We start from the raw sequence: 16,890 nt of genomic DNA on the forward strand, positions 1-16,890 counted from the left end.
ACTACTGTCCGCCCTTTTGAACGAAATTATTAACGAACTCCTCGGCGTCGCCTTCCAAGAGGCCATCGATTTCATCGAGCAGTGCATCGGTATCGGCCGCAGTACCGTACACAAACTGTGTCGTGGATTCCACTGGGGTTTCCGCCGCGGAATCCCCAGTCGAACCTTGAGCGTGAACCTGTTTGCTACTCATGTGACCTCCCAGCTACATACTGACCCGCGGCAAGCCCGCCGGATCGCAAATGATATCCAGTCACCCCAGTTTATCGGAGACGGTGCCCTCCGGGAGCCCGTTGAGGAGCACGGTAATATCCCCCTTAGCGACCGCCGAGTCGATCAGGGGCCCCACGGAAGCCTGGCTAAAGTTCTTGTTATTGGTGATGTCGACGGTAACGAGTCGTTCACTGTCAAGATCTGTTTTGAGCGTCATGTGTTGCCAGTTCGCAGCGACCACGTGTGCGCCGAATTCGCCACTCACCTTGCCGCGGAAATAGGCGCGCGTGGTCTTTGGTGGATGCAGCGCCGCCTGCTCAATTTGCTCATGAGCGACGAGCTCGCGCATCTGGCCCTTGCGCACTAAGGCGTGGTACAGCGACTTAGCAGGGTCAATATCTGAATACTGCAAGTCTACCAGCGCCATGCGGTGGTCAGACATTGCCAGTCCGCGGGCCAGATAGGCGGAGATGAGCTTATACTTGGCGGTCCAATCCAAAAGGTGAGCGGTGAGCAATGGATCCTGTGCCAGCAGATCAACTACCTCATCAAAAACTTCCAGAACCCGGCGTTCACCGGCGGTTGAAGCCACCACGCGGCGTCGGTATTCGTTGAGAATTTCCAGGGCAGTAAGGACGCGGCCGTCGCGAAGCTCGAGCCCGTGAGTCAAGGACACATCGCGACTTACTCGACGGACCTCAGCGACCGGATCTACGAGCCGCAAGTCACTGAAATCGACTCCGGACTCGATGCTATCGAGCACCAACGCCGTCATACCGAGCTTGATGAATGTAGCGGTTTGCGACATGTTGGCGTCGCCGATGATCACATGGAGCCGACCATATTGCGAAGCATCCGCGTGGGGTTCGTCGCGGGTGTTGATGATGCCGCGGTTCAGAGTGGTTTCCAGAGAGATTTCGGTCTCGATGTAATCTGCGCGCTGCGAAATCTGGAAACCTACCTCTTCACCCTCCGGACCCAGTCCAACGCGCCCGGCACCGATGATAACTTGGCGCGCCACAAAAAACGGGATCAGCGCCTGAGCTAGTGTGTCAAAGTCGGTTGAGCGTAGATAGCGATAGTTTTCGTGGCTACCGTAACTGGCGCCCTTGCCATCGACATTGTTTTTGTAGATTTTCAGCGGTGGGCAGGGTTCCTGCCCCTCGAGGACTGACTCCCCTGCTGCGGTCCGCTCAGCGACGGCCTCGATCGCTCGGCGCAGCACGAGGTCGCCGGCTTGGTCGTATATCATCGCCTCAAACGCGTCCGTGGTTTCAGGCGCAGAGTACTCCGGGTGGGCATGGTCCACGTACAACCGCGCGCCCGTCGGGGTCACCACGTTGGCCACTCCCACCGTATTAGGGTCCACAACTGGAGACTGCTGGTAGCGGCGATTATCCATTCCACGTAAATCTCGCTGCGGGGACTCGGCGCCATAGTCCCACCGCGGCCGCACCACTGGTGTGGCAGCGAGTGTCGATGCGTAGCCGACGACCGCATGGGTCGACGTAATAATCGGCGACAACTGGGGCCAGGAAGGGGTGGCAATCCCGTATTCAGTTTCGGTTCCGATGATGCGTGGCAACTGAAAGAGACCTCCACTCGTGAAGAAAATAATGCGATTGGCAAGAACCAACTTAGCGTGATTAAGAATCTACTCTATATTTGTGGACGCATCATATTCGTTAATCTCTTCAGCAACCGCGTGTTCTACATCGTCCACCGAAACCGCGAGCGCGACGGCATTAACATGTCCGGAAGCATTTTCTAAAAACTTTTTCGCCGCGCGCTTCTTTGCCCGAGCCACTACGTTAGCGATGATGGCGCCCGACACAGGAACCTGGTTCGGCTCCGTATACAGCGTATCCAGGCCCGTCATGATGATTTCCTCCCTATCTCCATCGATAGGGACGCCCTCGTGCAAGTGGCGGCGGAAAATGTCTGCGGCGCTATCGCGTGTCGGGCGACCAATATGGATCTTGATATCGAGACGCCCGGGTCTCATCAGCGCGGGGTCAATGAGATCCGGACGGTTTGTCGCGCCAATGACCATGATGTTGCGAATGGATTCTACGCCATCGAGCTCTGTCAATAGCTGCGGGACAACAGTCGTCTCAATATCGGAGGATTTACCCGAGCCACGGGTACGGAATACCGCCTCCATCTCGTCAAAAAACACCACGACGGGCCGTGAAGGATCTTGAGCGGCAAGTGCGCGGGCGCGTTCAAAGATCAATCGAATTTGCCGTTCGGATTCGCCTACAAACTTACTCAGGAGCTCCGGGCCCTTTACGTTAAGAAACAGCGTTGGGGAGTCGGCCAGCGAGTGTGCGACAGCCTTGGCAAGCATCGTCTTGCCGCAGCCCGGCGGGCCAAACAACAGAACGCCCTTGGGTGGGGCCAAATCCAATTGCGTAAAAACGTCGCGGTGCACGAAGGGCAGCTCGACGGCATCACGCAACTGCTGGATTTCTGCCTCCAGGCCGCCGACGTCGTCATAGGATACTGTCGGAGTTTCCTCCAAGACCACCTGTCCAAACTCCATGCGCTGGACCCGTTCAATAGCCAGGTTGGCGGAGGTGATGAGCGCGACGGTGTCCCCTTCTTTGAGCTGCCCTCGCAACCGCGGAACCAAGCGAACGAGTAGTGATTCCCCGGTGTGGGATGAAACGACCGCGCGATCCGATCCTACCGTGCGCTCCACGGTGGCCAGAGAGCCTTCCGCAACAGTGTCCGCGACCTCGACCACCACGAGACCGTCGCCAAGCCGCACCCGGGTTCCCGGCTGCAACTGAGATCCTTCTATGTGGGGTGCGACCTTTACCAAAAGCTGACGCTGCCCATACAAAATATCGACCTCGCGCACGTGGCGCGACGCACCCTGTCCTCTGCCTTGACGGCCCTCAGGCTGTCCGAGCACGATGCCGTAAGCCAAGGACGGATCCGCCATTGCTTTGAGTTGCTCATGCTGGTCGACGAGCTGGGCGCGGGCCTTGTTGAGGGCTTGCTTCAACACCGCATTGCTCGACTCCAACTCGTCAACCAGGCGCGTGAGTTCCTGGGCGCTTAGCGGATTCGGCATCGTGAGTGCCTCCTTACTTGCGAGCGCGGCGTTGCGGACGGGGCGGGGTGACACCGTCCGCGAGCCTGCGGGTCCAGATGAGGAACGCTGTGTGAGCATTCATGCGGTGCTCCGGGCGAGTAGCCAGGCCCTCCACCTTCCACTCGCGGACGAGGGACTCCCACGCCTTGGGCTCCGTAAAGCATTGCAACTCCCGAATCCCTTCCATTACTTTCATGAGCTGAGGCACGGTGGCGACATAGGTCATGAAGACACCGCCCGGGATCAACAAATCACGCACCTGCTCCAGGCATTCCCAGGGCTCCAGCATGTCGAGGATGATCCGGTCAACTGGGCCGCCAAGGTCGTCGACAGTCACGTCCTTCAAGTCCCCGAGACGCGGACTCCACCACTCGGGTTGCTGACCGAAATACTCGCGTACGTTGTCCACTGCGTACTCCAGGTGGTCGTCGCGAATCTCGTAGGAAAACACGTGCCCCTGCGGGCCGACTGCACGTAGAAGAGTCATCGAGAGCGCGCCCGAACCGGCGCCCGCCTCCAACACCCGGGCCCCCATGAAGATGTCGCCCTCGACCAAGATCTGGGCGGAGTCCTTCGGATAAATCACCGCGGCACCACGAGGCATCGAGAGAACATGGTCAACCATGAGGTGACGGAACAAAAGGAAATCCGAACCAAGGCTTGACCGGATAACGGAGCCCTCGTCCATTCCTACGATGTCGTTGTGCTCAATGATTCCCTTGTGGGAGTGGAATTGACCGCCGTCTTCGAGAATGACTGTGTAGTGGCGGCGCTTGGCATCGGTGAGCTGGACGCGATCGCCGAGCTGAAATGGTCCGGAATAAGGCAATGCTCGAGCCTTCCTGTAGTGGCAGCAACAAAAGTCCGCAACCAAGTACGCACTGCACTTGGACACAGACAAAGACTGTTTCAGCCTAGCTTAGGCAAGGAAATAGCTAAATAGTGCCTGTTCAAAGGCAGCCTGGTCCGCGAGCCCCACCATTTCGCGTGCCGAGTGCATCGACAGCATCGGCACGCCGACATCGACAGTGTCAATTCCTAAACGGGTGGCCGTGATAGGTCCGATCGTGCTGCCACAAGGAACCTCGTTGTGCCCCACAAAACGTTGGACTGACACGCCCGCCGCCCGACACGCGTTTTCCCACAGTGCGATGGTCCCCGCATGCGAAGCGTAGCGTTGATTGGCGTTTATCTTGGTCACGGGACCGCCTCCGATGATGGGATGGTGATCCGGGTCGTGCTTGACGGCGTAGTTGGGGTGAACCGAATGCGCGGCGTCGGCCGACACACACGAAGACCGCGCGAACATGCGGAAACGTTCCTCCTCACCGGCGCCGAGTGACAAGGCAATGCGCTGCAAGACCGTTTCAAGCAGTGGTCCGGCCGCGCCAAAGCGCGTTGCGGAGCCCACCTCCTCGTGGTCAAATGCCGCCAGAACTGCGACGTCATGGCCTAAGTCTCCAGAGGCTACTGCAGATTCCAAGGCACGCAGGCTAGCGTAGACGCTGCTGAGATTGTCCATGCGTCCGGCCGCGATGAACTCGGCCTCGCCGCCGAACACCTCGCCGCGCTGGGCGTCCGCAGTAATCATGTTGAATGCGGCGATGTCTGCCTCGTTTACCCCAAGCTGCTCGGCGATAACCCCCGTCATTGTCGTCTCGCCCACCGTTAACACCGGCATGAGGTGTTGCTGCTTGTCCGGTTTGAATTCGTTGGAGCGCTCTAAGTGGATCGCTAAATTAGGGATGCGCAGGACCGGCCCGGTGTTGACCAAACGGGTGGAGCCATCGGTCAGGACGACCTGGCCTGCCGCGACCAGTTCGCGGTCGAACCACGAGTGCAAGATAGGGCCGCCGTAAACTTCGACGGCTACGCGCTGCCAGCCTGCGACTGAGCTGTTGGGGCTGGGCTTGAGCACAAACCCCGGAGAATCGGTGTGTGAGCCAACAATGCGGAACCCCGACTCCGGCGACGCCTCCTCCGGGATCCACCACGCCATGACGGCCCCACCGCGGATGAAGTAATATCCGCCAGGCCCGTCGGCCCAGTGCGCGGACTCATCGACGTTGGTAAATCCGCTAGCCTCCAGACGCCGGGCCACTTCTGCCGCGGCGTGGTAAGAACTTGGGGACGCTTGAATGAAGTCGAGGAAATCGTTGCTCGCAAACATGTCTATAGCTTGCCATGTCTGAAACCAAGATATGCTTGAAACTCACAATGACTTCCAAGACTCCCCTGGCCCTGTCCCCCTCGCGCGCCACTGATTACAAGCAATGCCCGTTGCTCTACCGCCTCAAGGCTATTGATAAGTTGCCGGAGCCTAAGACCATCGCTCAGGTCAAGGGCACACTGGTCCACGCAGTATTGGAGGAACTCCACGGGCTACCTCGGGAGCAGCGCACCTACCCGGCTGCGATCAAGATGGTGCGGCCGCGGTGGGAACGGATGACGGAAGAGGATCCCGCGCTCAACGAACTCGTGCCGGTGGCCAGCCGTAGCGACTTCTTCGAGGAATGCCGTCCCCTCATCCGGGGCTATTTCGAGATGGAGAACCCCGCCGGCTTCGATGCGGCCGCCAATGAGCTCGAGGTGAAGACCATCCTGCCCAACAACGTCCCCGTGCGCGGCTTCATTGACCGCGTCGACGTGGCTCCGACAGGCGAAGTGCGCGTGGTGGACTACAAGACCGGAAAGAAGCCTCTGCCACGTTTCAAGGACAACGCGGTCTTTCAGATGACGTTTTATGGACTCGTGTACTGGCGCCTTCGGGGCGTCATCCCCACGCAGCTGCGGCTAATGTACCTCAAGAACATCGATTCAATCTTCATTACTCCCTCGAGGGAGAATTTGGAGGAGTTCGAACGAAATCTTGAGGATCTCTGGTCCAAGATCGTGGATGACGGCCGCAAAGGCACCTTCCAGCCCAGGCGCAATAACTTGTGTGGGTGGTGCAATTTCCAGGATTACTGCCCAGAATACGGCGGCACCCCGCCGGAATACCCGGGATGGCCCGGGGCGGCGGGGGCAGCTAGCAGCGACGATCCACAGCTGACCTAGAAAAGGCCGGACATCACGCCGTCAGCGTCGACGTCGATACGCTCCGCAGCAGGGCGCTTGGGCAAACCAGGCATGGTCATAACATCGCCGGTGAGCACAACGATGAAACCCGAGCCAGTGCGAGGCAACAACTCCCGCACGTGGAGGGTATGGCCCTCCGGAGCGCCCAATGCGGTGGGGTCATCACTGAAGGAGTATTGCGTCTTAGAAATGACCACCGGCATGTTGTCCCAGCCGTTGGCCTTGATGTACTTCAAATCCTTGAGAGCCTTGGCGCCGAAGACCACGACTTTTGCGCGGTAGATCTTGGTCGCGATCGTCTTGATTGACTCCTCAATCCCCTCGGCCGGGTCGTACAGGAACTCCGAGTTCCCGTCGAGATTGTCCAGGAGAGTCTGAGCCAATTCAATGGCACCGTCTCCGCCCTTGGTGAAGACCTCCGCCTCTGCAATAGCGACGCCGAAATCCTGCGCCCACTTCTTCATGAACTCACGCTCCGCATCAGTATCAGACGGGAAAAGGTTCACCGCGACCACCGGCTTGACGCCAAACTGGCGCATGTTTTCCACGTGGCGCTCCAAGTTCACGATCCCAGCCCGCAGTGCGTCGACGTTTTCCTCTGTGAGCTGGTCCTTGGCTACGCCGCCGTTGTACTTCATGGAGCGGATAGTGGTGACCAGGACCGCTCCGTCCACGTTCAAATCACCGAAGCGGGCCTTGACATCGAGGAACTTCTCACCGCCTAGGTCGGAGCCGAACCCAGCCTCGGTGAGAGCGATATCACCGTATGCCAAAGCAGTCTTCGTGGCCAACAGGGAATTGCAACCGTGCGCGATGTTGGCGAAGGGGCCGGAGTGAACGAATGCGGGCACCCCGCCGAGGGTCTGGACCAGGTTGGGGTTTAGAGCGTCACGCATCAATGCGGTAAGCGCACCAGCGCAGTCGAGGTCCCCTGCGGTCACCGGTTTCTGGTCGTAGGTGTAGCCGATGGTGATGGCAGCGAGTCGCTCTTTGAGATCCTCCAGGCTGGTGGCCAGGCCTAGAATCGCCATGATTTCGCTGGCCGCGGTGATGGTGAAGCCAGTCTCGGCCGGGACGCCGTGCGCGGGGCCGCCCAGGCCGGTGACAACGTTACGCAATGCGCGGTCGTTGACGTCGACGCAGCGCTGCCAGGTGACGCGGCGAGGATCGATGTTCAGTGCGTTGCCCTGGTGGATGTGGTTGTCGATGATCGCGGCCAGGGTGTTGGTAGCCGCGGTAATCGCGTGGAAGTCACCCGTGAAGTGGAGGTTGATGTCCTCCATCGGAACGATCTGCGCGTAGCCGCCGCCGGCAGCGCCACCCTTGATACCCATGACCGGGCCTTGCGACGGCTCGCGGATGGCCACCATGGGCTTCTTGTCCAGCTTCTCCAACGCATCGGCGAGGCCGATGAGGATCGTGGATTTGCCTTCACCAGCCGGGGTCGGCGAGACGCCGGTGACCAAAACGAGTTTGCCTTGTGGGCGCCCGTAGTCCAGCTTGGTTATATCCACCTTTGCTTTTGTGGTGCCGTATGGGATGAGGGCGTCGTCTGGCAGGCCTGCCGTGGCAGCGATATCAGCGATAGGTTGTAGCTCGTGAGCCTGGGCAATCTCTACATCAGATGGCATAGTCATATTTCCCATGCTACCCAACTGGTTATAGCAACTAGGCGGAAAAGCAAGGGGCGGGGCGTGAGTGTTCTCACGCCCCGCTGCTGCTCTCCTCTGAGCTAGAGAATTAAGCGAGCTGAACTAGACGATAACTGCGCCAAGCAGGTAGCCGAGCAACACGGAGCAGGCGATGGACACCACGCCCGGGATGAGGAACGGGTGGTTGAACACGGCCTTGCCGATGCGCGTTGAACCGGTGTCGTCCATCTCCACGGCCGCGAGCAGCGTCGGGTAGGTCGGCAGCACGAACAGCGCGGAGACGGCGGGGAACGCGGCGATAGCGGTCAGCGGGCTGACTCCAAGTGCCAGCGCGGCCGGCATAAGGGTCTTCGTGGTGGAAGCCTGCGAGTACAGCAGCGCGGCTGCGAAGAAGAGGACCACGGCCAGCAGCCACGGGAACTTCTCCAAGATGCCGCCGGAGAGAGACTGGATGTCTTCGATGTACGCGTTAATCAGCGTGGTGCCCAACCACGCGACACCCAGCACACAGATACATGCGGACATACCGGAACGGAATACCTGAGTGCCCAGGATGTCGGCAGCCGGGATCTTGGCTACGAGGACAATGATGGTCGCGGCAGTCAGCATCACTGCCATGATGGCCTCGTTACGTGGGAGCGTCGGCTCGGCGATGAGACCCACCTGCTCGGAAATGAGGGAGGCGTACACCATGACGATGAGGATGGCGATACCGAAGATGATGACGGACGCCTTGGCACCCGGCTGAATCTTGAACTCGGTCTGGCCGATCGGCGGCTTGACCTGGCCGGCCTTCATCCGCTCCTGGTAAATCGGATCATATTCCAGGTCCTTGCCCAGGTGGTTAGACAGCCAGGCGGCCGGGAAGATAGAGAGGAAGGTCGCAGGAATCATCACGGCGAGAACCTGCAAGTAGCCGACGCCCAGTGGCTCAGTCATGGCTGCAAGAGCGACGACTGCCGCGGAGATGGGCGAAGCACAGATTGCCATCTGGGAGGCGACGACAGCGATGGACAACGGACGCGACGGGCGAACGCCGCCTTCTTTGGCAACTTCGACGATGACCGGCATCGTGGAGAAAGCGGTGTGGCCGGTACCTGCAAGGACAGTCATCAGCCAGGTCACCACAGGCGCGAAGAACGTGATCTGTTTGGGGTTCTTGCGCAGCGCGCGTTCTGCGATGTGGACCAGGTAGTCCATGCCACCTGCGCGCTGCATGGCAGAAATTGCCGCGATAACACACATGATGATCGCGATGACGTCGAACGGAATGTCCTCCATCGTGACGTTCAGTCCGGTAACAGCCAGCGCGAGAACGCCGAGGCCGCCGGCGAAGCCGATGGCGATGGAGCCCAGACGTGCACCAAGCACGATTGCCGCGAGGACAATGAGGATGTGTAGAACAACCATGAGACTCATCTACTTTCTATGAATGAGTTTGGTAACAGTAGGAATTGAATAGGTATTGAATTAGAAGTGGTGAAAGCTTTGTAGAGGTAGTGCAGACAATGAGGAAGCCGGGTACACCAGATGCGAAGGTGTCTGGCGCGACTGCGCGCTGCGTACCTGTGGCATCGTGGTGACCCGGCTTTCTTATTAGTGTCGTGGTTCTACCAGCCTCGTCGACTAGTCCTCATCGACGAACAGCTGGCCCCGGAATTCCGGGTGCATCAAGTTCTCCACGCTCAGTACTCGGCTCAAGGTCTCCTCGTCGAGCAGGCCCTTTTCCAGCACCAGCTCCTTGACGCCGCGGCCGGTCTCCAGGGACTCCTTGGCAATCATGTCGCCGTTGTGGTGCCCGATGAACGGGTTAAGGTAGGTGACGATACCGATGGAGTTCTCCACGTATGCGCGGCACACATCGGCGTTGGCGGTGATGCCGTCAATGCACTTCTCGCGCAGGGTGTCCACAGCGTTGCCCATGATGCGCATGGACTGGAACAGCGGCTCACCGATGGCCGGCTCCATGACGTTGAGCTGCAACTGACCAGCTTCCGCTGCCATGGTGACGGTGACGTCGTTGCCGAAGACCTTGAGGCAGACCTGGTTGACGACCTCTGGAATAACCGGGTTCACCTTACCCGGCATGATGGAGGAACCAGCCTGGCGTGCCGGCAGGTTGATCTCGTTGAGGCCAGCGCGTGGACCAGAGGACAGCAGGCGCAGGTCGTTACAAATCTTGGACAGCTTCATGGCCGCGCGCTTGATGGCGGAGTGGGCCAAGACGTAGGCACCGCAGTCGCTGGTGGCCTCAATGAGGTCCGGGGCAGACTTGATGTCCAGACCGGTGACCTCCTGGAGAGCAGCGGTGACCTGGTGGCGGTAGCCAGCAGGGGTGTTTACGCCGGTGCCGATGGCGGTGGCGCCCAGGTTGATCTGCAGCAGGCGACCCTGCGCCTCGCGGAGCACGCTCTGCTCTTCCTGCAGGTTGTGAGCGAAGGCCTTGAACTCGTCTCCGAGGGTCATCGGGACGGCGTCCTGCAGCTGAGTGCGGCCCATCTTCAGGATGTCTTGGAACTCATTGGACTTGGCCAAGAAGGAGGACTGCAGTTTGTCCAGACGCTCGATGAGCTTTTCCATCTCGGCGTAGAGGCCCAGGCGGAAGCCGGTCGGGTACGCATCGTTGGTGGACTGGGACATGTTGACGTCATCGTTTGGATTGATGATGTCGTACGAACCCTTTTCCTCGCCCAGGTATTCCAGGGCCAGGTTGGCAACGACCTCGTTGGTGTTCATGTTCAGCGAGGTGCCGGCGCCACCCTGGAAGACGTCGAGCGGGAACTGATCCATGCAGCGTCCCTCTTCCAGAATCTGGTCACAAGCCCAGATGATGGCCTCTGCCTTCTTCTTCGGCAGGGTGTGCAGGCGACGGTTGGCCATTGCGGTGGCCTTCTTCACCATGACCATGCCACGGATGAACTCCGGAATGGAGTTGATGGTCACGTAGGAAATCTGGAAGTTGTCCATGGCGCGCATGGTGTGGACGCCGTAGTAGACATCGTTCGAGACTTCCATCTCACCAAGGAGGTCAACCTCGGTGCGGGTCTTCTTCGTGGACTTGGGTGCGCTCTTCTTCTTGGTCTCTGGCTCCTGATCCTTGACCTTCGCCGTGGACTCCGCTACTTCGGCGGCCTTCTTGTCCTCGTTCTTCAGATCTTGGTCTTTGGTGGAATTCTTGGCCATGACGTGTGCCTCTCCTTCGATCCCTAGTGGCGCGCGGAATCGGGAAGAAATTTTTGGGGGATGATTCCGCCGTCAGTAACCAGCATAACGCGCTGGACACCAGGTGTCATGACCGGGTTGAGAACTGGTTATTTCCACCCCATTTTGCAGGTATTTTACCCCAAAACAGGGCTATTTTATTCACCGGTTAGGAAGACTTTTGAGTCCACTATGTGCCTGCATCGCGCGGCCTTAGCGCGCTAACAAACGGGTGTCGTTGAACCAGCCCAAAACGTCGCCTGCCGACGCCCCGGCGAGGTGCCGCGCTCCCGACAACTCGCCGATCGGAACAACGCCCTGCGGCACCGTTACCGAGTCGGTCTCCGGCAGTCCCACCACACGACAGCCCGCGTCAATGGCGGCGGTCATGCCCGCCGTTGAGTCCTCGAACACCAGGCACTCGCTGGGCGGTGCGCCCACCGACTGTGCGGCCATGAGGTACATGTCCGGTGCCGGTTTTGGTTGCGGCACCTCATCGCCGCAAATGGTGTCGATGAAGAAATCCCGCCCGATAGCGTCGATGGCAAAGTCAGCAACCTGGCGCTCAGTATTGGTGGTGAGGAGCATGGGAATATCTAGTGCCCGCAAGTCCGTGAGCAGCTCGCGAATACCATCGAAAGTGTCCAGCTCCTGCTCAAAAAGTTCGCAGACCCGGTCAAACATCTCCGCACGCAAGCGCTCTTCGTCACCCGGCTGCAAGATATATCCCGCGTAGTCCGCGCAGATCTGTAAAGTCCGCCCAAACGAGGAGCCCACCGTGAGTGCGCGAACCTCCGGGGTAATGCGCTTACCGAGCTTTTCCGACAGCTCAAAAGTCGCAATTGCCCATAGTGGTTCAGAATCGGTCAAGGTGCCATCCATATCCCAGAAGATGGCGGCTGGTTTCAAAGTCATTCAGGTTCCAACAATCAATTAGTCCAGGTCTGGCAGCTGTGCCAGAGCCTCGTCATCGGCGCCGGTAGCAGCAGCAGCGTTGTACACGATCTCGGCGAGCTCAGCCTTTTCTTCGGGCTCCACCACGGCGTCGTGGTGCTTGCGGTTAAACGCAGCGATCTCCTCGTACCGTGGTGTGATGGCAGCGGCCAAAGCGTCGCCCTCTGGGTCGTCCGGCAACGCGTCCAAGGTGTCGAGGAGCTTTTCTACAATATCGCGAAGCTCCGGAAGCACAGCCGGATCGAAAGGTTGATCCCAGAATTCCTTCTCGTCTTCCTTGAGGTAGGAACCGGTGGCGAAGGATTCGAGGTTAGAAATGAATTCGTCGACGGTGGGCTGGAACTCTGCGCGAATAGACATGGTGATATTCTTACCTACTTTTCGGTGATCTGCACGCCAAGCAGAGAATTCAGGGCAGTTTTTATCAAATCCGCAGCCTCTGTTGAGTCCGCTCCCCTGTTCCCGCGCGCCCATGCATCGATCGCCTCTAGCGCAGAAGGGGTGTCCAGATCTTCCGCCAGATGCCGACGAAGAGCTGCGACGGCGGCTTCCGCGGCCTCCACTGAGCCCGGGGTGGCAAGCGCTTCGCTCCACCGTTGCAGGCGGTCCTGGGCCTGCGCTACGACGTCATCAGACCAGTCACGGTCCTCGCGGTAGTGACCCGAAAACACGCCCAGGCGGATCGCTGAGGCGGAGACCCCTTCCTCGGTGAGTGTGTGGACGAAAACGAGGTTACCCAGAGACTTGGACATCTTGGTGCCTTCGAGTCCGATCATGCCGGCGTGGGCATAGATATTGGCCATGCGCTCGACGCCATGAGCAGCCTCTGCGTGGGCGGCGGAAAACTCGTGGTGCGGGAACCGCAGGTCCGTGCCCCCGCCCTGGATATCGAAGGGCACGCCCAAACGATTGGTTGCGATGGCAGAGCATTCAATGTGCCAGCCAGGCCGCCCCGGGCCGAACGGCGAGTCCCAAGCCGGCTCCCCTTCGCGGTGCGCACGCCAGACCAGGGCATCAAGAGGATCGCGCTTTCCGGGGCGATCCGGGTCACCGCCGCGCTCGGCAAAAAAGGTTTCCATCTCCGCACGTGAATAATTGGACTCGTAGCCAAACTGCTTTGTCGCCGCGACGGAGGCATAGATGTCTGGGTGCTCGGGATCATCGACTACGTAGGCCGCACCGACGTCGAGAAGCTTGCCTACCAAGGCAATGACCTCGTCGACCGATTCCATCGCCCCGATGTAGTCGCGCGGCGGGAAAACGCGCAGGACCTCCATGTCTGAGCGGAACAGATCAATTTGGGAGGTGCCCAGCTCCCGCCAGTCCACACCGTCGCGTTCCGCCCGCTCAAACAGCGGGTCGTCAACGTCCGTGATGTTCTGGACGTAGTGCACCTCGTGACCGTTATCGAGGAGCTGGCGGTACACCAGATCAAACGCGAGATACGTCGCAGCGTGGCCAAGGTGAGTTGAGTCGTACGGCGTGATCCCGCAGACGTACATCGTGGCAGTGTCCCCTGCCTCAACCGGAACAACGTCCTGCCGGGCGCTGTCATACAAGCGCAACGGCTGCGCGGTTCCCGGTATCTTCTTAAAATCTGGTGTCGGCCAAGAATGCATGCCCTACATGCTACCCGGCGCACCAGGCATAGAGGTGTCTAGTGCTTTACAGTGGCTGCAGCATCCCAATAGCCAGCAGGATCATGACGATGATGCCCACCGGGATTCGGTACGCCGCGAACCACTCAAAGGAGTGGTCGGAGACGAACTTCAGCAGCCAGGCGATGGAGACATAGCCCAAGACAAAGGCGATGCCGGTGCCCACAGCGAGCTGGAGGCCCGAAGCCGCCTGCCCGGCTTCGGGAGAGAAGGCGTCGGGAAGCGAAAACAAACCCGAGGCGAGCACGGCCGGAATAGCCAACAGGAAGCTGAAGCGGGTGGCTACTTCGCGGTCCAAGCCCAAGAACAAACCACCGGAAATCGTACCGCCGGATCGTGAGACGCCAGGTACCAGCGCCAGGCATTGGCACAAGCCCATAACGATGGCGTCTTTCATGGTCAACTCGTCAAAGCCGCGAGACTTGGTGCCCATGCGTTCTGCAGCAATGAACACGAAAGAAAAGAGAATCAGCATCGCAGCTGTAATCCACAAGTTGCGCAGCGCGCCACGGATATAGTCCTCCGCCAGCAAGCCAATGACGCCGATTGGGATCGAGCCGACGATGACGAACCAACCCATCTTCCAGTCCTGACCGCGGTGGGACTTATCCGCCCAGCCGATGCACCACCCTTTAAGAATCTGCCAAATCATTGGCGCAAAATAGACGAGGACGGCAAGCTCCGTGCCCAGCTGAATCACGGCGGTGAACGAGGCTCCGGCGTCTTGGCCCCAGAACAATTCCGAAACGATGCGCAGGTGGCCTGAGGAGCTCACGGGGAGAAACTCGGTCAGGCCTTGGACGATCGAAAGGACCACCACTTGGGTCCAGCTCATAGCTTCGTTCATGGAGCACTACCCTACCCATGTCTCACGACATGCGAGTGCAGGCGTGGCCGATTCGCGCTGCTAGGATCAGGCGGTGTGAAACGATTAACTGCCCTTGCTTGTGTAGCGGCTACCGCACTCGGAATGATCGCGTGCACGCCGGAACCCGTGATGAATACCCCGGAGCAGGTGGGCGGCGCTACACCCGCCTCCTCCCCGCAACAGCAAGGAGCGAAACCGGACGGCGAGATCATTGAGCTTGACGACGCCGAGAACATCACCGATCTCGATACCGTCGGCGGTGTCCTCGCGGTGCGCACCGGCGATAGCCTGCGGATCGGAACACCAGAGCAGTTCGGCGGCGCATCCGACGAGGCCTTCACCACTGATATCGCCGGGTGCGGCGAGGTGACTACGTCAGGGGCACAGGACGGGGGCACCCCGGAATTCCTCGTAGCTTGCGGCAACACCGTACGCATCTTCCCCGCTGCTGACGCACAGGCAGAGCAGACCGCGGACACCCAGGGGTTCGCCGCCACGTCCGCGGTGAGAGCTCCGAACGGATCGCTTCTCCTCGCTTCTGACAAGGAAGCGATAATGAAGGTCATCCCCGCCGACGGCGGGGAGGCCGAAGACATTGAGGTGGCCGCGCCCACGGATCAGTTGGTCATCGTTGGTGAATCCCCGGTGCGCATGAACCGCGGTGATTCCACCATTCAAAACATCGACTGGCGGGAAGACCGCGAGGGCGGCCGCCTGCGCATCGGCGTCGGAGTGGGCACGATTGCCTCCGGACCGAGCGAGGTGATCGTTGCTGCGGACGCCTTGGGCAAGCAGCTAGCCGTATACACCTCCGGGACCGTGGTACGCCTTCACCAATTGGGCCCGATAGACGGCACGCCCTGGGCAGCGGGCTGGGACGGTAAGCTCGCGTGGGTCACCAGCACCGATACCAACCAGGCATTCGGCTTCGACATCTCCACTGGCGCGCCAGTGGAAAAGAAGAAGCTGAACGTAGTCCCTGATGCCCAATCGATGGCGGCGGCCGAAGGATTCACTGCGTTCGGCTCCGCTACCTCGCCCCAATTGCAGATTGTGAGGAAGTAAATGCTTTACGACGAACTCTATGGCGCCGCCCTCAAGGGCATGTTCCGCGTGGACCCAGAAAAGATCCACGAGATCATAAACTCTGGACTGGGAGCGTTGCATAGGCTCACCCCGGTCAACCGCGGCATGGCCAAAGTGGCCCACCACGATCCGGTACTGGAACAGGAGCTGTTTGGCGTTCACTTTCCCCGCCCCCTGGGATTGGCCGCAGGCTTTGACAAGAACGCCGCTGCTGCGGATAGCTGGGGCGCCATAGGGTTCGGCTACGCCGAGATGGGCACCATCACCGCGGAGGCACAGCCTGGCAACCCCCAGCCCCGGCTCTTCCGCCTCCCGCAGGACAAGGCGATTCTCAACCGCATGGGGTTCAATAACCTCGGTGCAGCCAACGCGGCGAAGAATCTTCGCCAGCGTAAAAGCTCGGACGTCATTGGCATCAATATCGGCAAAAACAAGGTGACTCCGCCCGAGGAAGCAGTAGACAACTACCGCCGTTCCGCGTCCGTGCTGGGTGATTTAGCCGACTACATTGTAGTGAACGTCTCGTCTCCGAATACCCCGGGACTACGGGACCTCCAGGCAATCGAGTCACTCCGCCCTATTCTGAGCGCAGTGCAGGAATCTACCTCCTCCCCAGTCTTAGTGAAGATCGCTCCAGATCTCAGCGACGACGACGTCGATGCTGTCACTGATCTTGCCCTCGAGCTAGGACTAGCTGGCATCATCGCCACCAACACGACCATCTCGCGTGAAGGCTTGGCCACTGATGCCGAAGAAGTCGCGGCGATAGGTGCAGGAGGAATCTCCGGTGCCCCGGTGAAGCAGCGCTCCCTCGAGGTGCTGCGCCGCATTCACGCCCGGGTGGACGGTGCGGATCTGGTCCTCATCGGCGTCGGCGGCATCAGCACCCCGGAGGACGCGTGGGAGCGCATCGGCGCCGGCGCGCACCTCCTCCAGGGCTACACCGGCCTCATCTACGGAGGTCCGGCGTGGATAACCCGCATTCACAAGGGGATCGCGCGGCAGGTCAAGGCCCACGGACTGAGTTCGCTGGGCGAGGCCGTCGGGCGCGAGCTGCCCTACAAGCACTAGCTTCAG

The 16,890-nt window shown here is 59.9% G+C and carries 15 protein-coding genes; 3 read left to right on the plus strand and 12 right to left on the minus strand.

All coding sequences use genetic code 11. The features are described 5' to 3' along the window. Position 1: 1 nt before the first annotated feature. From H0194_RS00310 to H0194_RS00330, 5 genes are all read right to left on the minus strand, one after another. Positions 2–193 (minus strand): ubiquitin-like protein Pup, encoded by a 192-nt coding sequence (locus H0194_RS00310; protein ID WP_185175931.1) that lies wholly within the window; start codon positions 191–193, stop codon positions 2–4. Positions 194–253: 60 nt separating this feature from the next. Continuing rightward, entirely contained in the window at positions 254–1,798 is a 1,545-nt protein-coding gene (gene dop / locus H0194_RS00315; RefSeq protein WP_185175932.1) for a depupylase/deamidase Dop, read from the minus strand. A 69-nt stretch (positions 1,799–1,867) separates the two neighbouring features. Then, positions 1,868–3,295 (minus strand): AAA family ATPase, encoded by a 1,428-nt coding sequence (locus H0194_RS00320; RefSeq protein ID WP_185175933.1) that lies wholly within the window; start codon positions 3,293–3,295, stop codon positions 1,868–1,870. A 13-nt stretch (positions 3,296–3,308) separates the two neighbouring features. Then, positions 3,309–4,145 (minus strand): tRNA (adenine-N1)-methyltransferase, encoded by an 837-nt coding sequence (locus H0194_RS00325; RefSeq protein ID WP_185175934.1) that lies wholly within the window; start codon positions 4,143–4,145, stop codon positions 3,309–3,311. A 90-nt stretch (positions 4,146–4,235) separates the two neighbouring features. Beyond that, entirely contained in the window at positions 4,236–5,486 is a 1,251-nt protein-coding gene (locus H0194_RS00330; protein WP_185175935.1) for a M18 family aminopeptidase, read from the minus strand. 47 nt (positions 5,487–5,533) lie between these two features. On the opposite strand from H0194_RS00330, the gene H0194_RS00335 reads away from it, so the two are divergent. Continuing rightward, on the plus strand, positions 5,534–6,373 hold the full coding sequence (locus H0194_RS00335) for a RecB family exonuclease (protein ID WP_185175936.1): 840 nt from the start codon (positions 5,534–5,536) through the stop codon (positions 6,371–6,373). Here the strand turns inward: H0194_RS00335 and H0194_RS00340 are convergent. The 7 genes from H0194_RS00340 to H0194_RS00370 all read right to left on the minus strand — a co-directional run bounded on the left by H0194_RS00340 (position 6,370) and on the right by H0194_RS00370 (position 14,694). Next, on the minus strand, positions 6,370–8,025 hold the full coding sequence (locus H0194_RS00340; RefSeq protein WP_185176780.1) for a formate--tetrahydrofolate ligase: 1,656 nt from the start codon (positions 8,023–8,025) through the stop codon (positions 6,370–6,372). The two genes, H0194_RS00335 and H0194_RS00340, sit on opposite strands and share 4 nt — an antisense overlap. 123 nt (positions 8,026–8,148) lie before the next feature. After that, the gene (locus tag H0194_RS00345; RefSeq protein ID WP_185175937.1) at positions 8,149–9,456 is read right to left on the minus strand and encodes an anaerobic C4-dicarboxylate transporter; all 1,308 of its coding nucleotides are present in this window, start codon (positions 9,454–9,456) and stop codon (positions 8,149–8,151) included. Positions 9,457–9,672: 216 nt separating this feature from the next. Beyond that, positions 9,673–11,229, minus strand: a complete 1,557-nt coding sequence (aspA, locus tag H0194_RS00350; protein WP_185175938.1) for an aspartate ammonia-lyase — start codon at positions 11,227–11,229, stop codon at positions 9,673–9,675. 231 nt (positions 11,230–11,460) lie between these two features. Further along, positions 11,461–12,162 carry an HAD family hydrolase gene (locus tag H0194_RS00355; protein WP_185175939.1) on the minus strand — a complete coding sequence of 234 codons (702 nt, stop codon included), beginning with the start codon at positions 12,160–12,162 and terminating at the stop codon, positions 11,461–11,463. 18 nt (positions 12,163–12,180) lie between these two features. Then, on the minus strand, positions 12,181–12,561 hold the full coding sequence (locus H0194_RS00360; protein WP_185175940.1) for a hypothetical protein: 381 nt from the start codon (positions 12,559–12,561) through the stop codon (positions 12,181–12,183). A gap of 14 nt (positions 12,562–12,575) precedes the next feature. Next, positions 12,576–13,820, minus strand: coding sequence for a cysteine--1-D-myo-inosityl 2-amino-2-deoxy-alpha-D-glucopyranoside ligase (gene mshC / locus H0194_RS00365; protein WP_185175941.1), 1,245 nt, complete (start codon positions 13,818–13,820; stop codon positions 12,576–12,578). 46 nt (positions 13,821–13,866) lie between these two features. Beyond that, the gene (locus tag H0194_RS00370) at positions 13,867–14,694 is read right to left on the minus strand and encodes an undecaprenyl-diphosphate phosphatase (protein ID WP_185176781.1); all 828 of its coding nucleotides are present in this window, start codon (positions 14,692–14,694) and stop codon (positions 13,867–13,869) included. An 87-nt stretch (positions 14,695–14,781) separates the two neighbouring features. On the opposite strand from H0194_RS00370, the gene H0194_RS00375 reads away from it, so the two are divergent. Both H0194_RS00375 and H0194_RS00380 read left to right on the plus strand, forming a co-directional pair. Continuing rightward, positions 14,782–15,792 carry a hypothetical protein gene (locus H0194_RS00375; RefSeq protein ID WP_185175942.1) on the plus strand — a complete coding sequence of 337 codons (1,011 nt, stop codon included), beginning with the start codon at positions 14,782–14,784 and terminating at the stop codon, positions 15,790–15,792. Then, positions 15,793–16,884 carry a quinone-dependent dihydroorotate dehydrogenase gene (locus tag H0194_RS00380; protein WP_185175943.1) on the plus strand — a complete coding sequence of 364 codons (1,092 nt, stop codon included), beginning with the start codon at positions 15,793–15,795 and terminating at the stop codon, positions 16,882–16,884. It abuts the gene before it with no gap. Positions 16,885–16,890: the final 6 nt, after the last annotated feature.

The sequence above is a fragment of the Corynebacterium incognita genome (genome assembly GCF_014217255.1).
GTDB lineage: Bacteria > Actinomycetota > Actinomycetes > Mycobacteriales > Mycobacteriaceae > Corynebacterium > Corynebacterium incognitum.

Bases quoted from the DNA above. Each gene is read 5' to 3' on its own strand.
- H0194_RS00310 (WP_185175931.1), bottom strand. From the start codon at position 193: ATGAGTAGCAAACAGGTTCACGCTCAAGGTTCGACTGGGGATTCCGCG.
- H0194_RS00380 (WP_185175943.1), top strand. From the start codon at position 15,793: ATGCTTTACGACGAACTCTATGGCGCCGCCCTCAAGGGCATGTTCCGC.
- H0194_RS00355 (WP_185175939.1), bottom strand. From the start codon at position 12,162: ATGACTTTGAAACCAGCCGCCATCTTCTGGGATATGGATGGCACCTTG.
- H0194_RS00370 (WP_185176781.1), bottom strand. From the start codon at position 14,694: ATGAGCTGGACCCAAGTGGTGGTCCTTTCGATCGTCCAAGGCCTGACC.
- H0194_RS00360 (WP_185175940.1), bottom strand. From the start codon at position 12,561: ATGTCTATTCGCGCAGAGTTCCAGCCCACCGTCGACGAATTCATTTCT.
- aspA (WP_185175938.1), bottom strand. From the start codon at position 11,229: ATGGCCAAGAATTCCACCAAAGACCAAGATCTGAAGAACGAGGACAAG.
- H0194_RS00330 (WP_185175935.1), bottom strand. From the start codon at position 5,486: ATGTTTGCGAGCAACGATTTCCTCGACTTCATTCAAGCGTCCCCAAGT.
- H0194_RS00345 (WP_185175937.1), bottom strand. From the start codon at position 9,456: ATGGTTGTTCTACACATCCTCATTGTCCTCGCGGCAATCGTGCTTGGT.
- H0194_RS00320 (WP_185175933.1), bottom strand. From the start codon at position 3,295: ATGCCGAATCCGCTAAGCGCCCAGGAACTCACGCGCCTGGTTGACGAG.
- H0194_RS00335 (WP_185175936.1), top strand. From the start codon at position 5,534: ATGACTTCCAAGACTCCCCTGGCCCTGTCCCCCTCGCGCGCCACTGAT.
- mshC (WP_185175941.1), bottom strand. From the start codon at position 13,820: ATGCATTCTTGGCCGACACCAGATTTTAAGAAGATACCGGGAACCGCG.
- H0194_RS00340 (WP_185176780.1), bottom strand. From the start codon at position 8,025: ATGCCATCTGATGTAGAGATTGCCCAGGCTCACGAGCTACAACCTATC.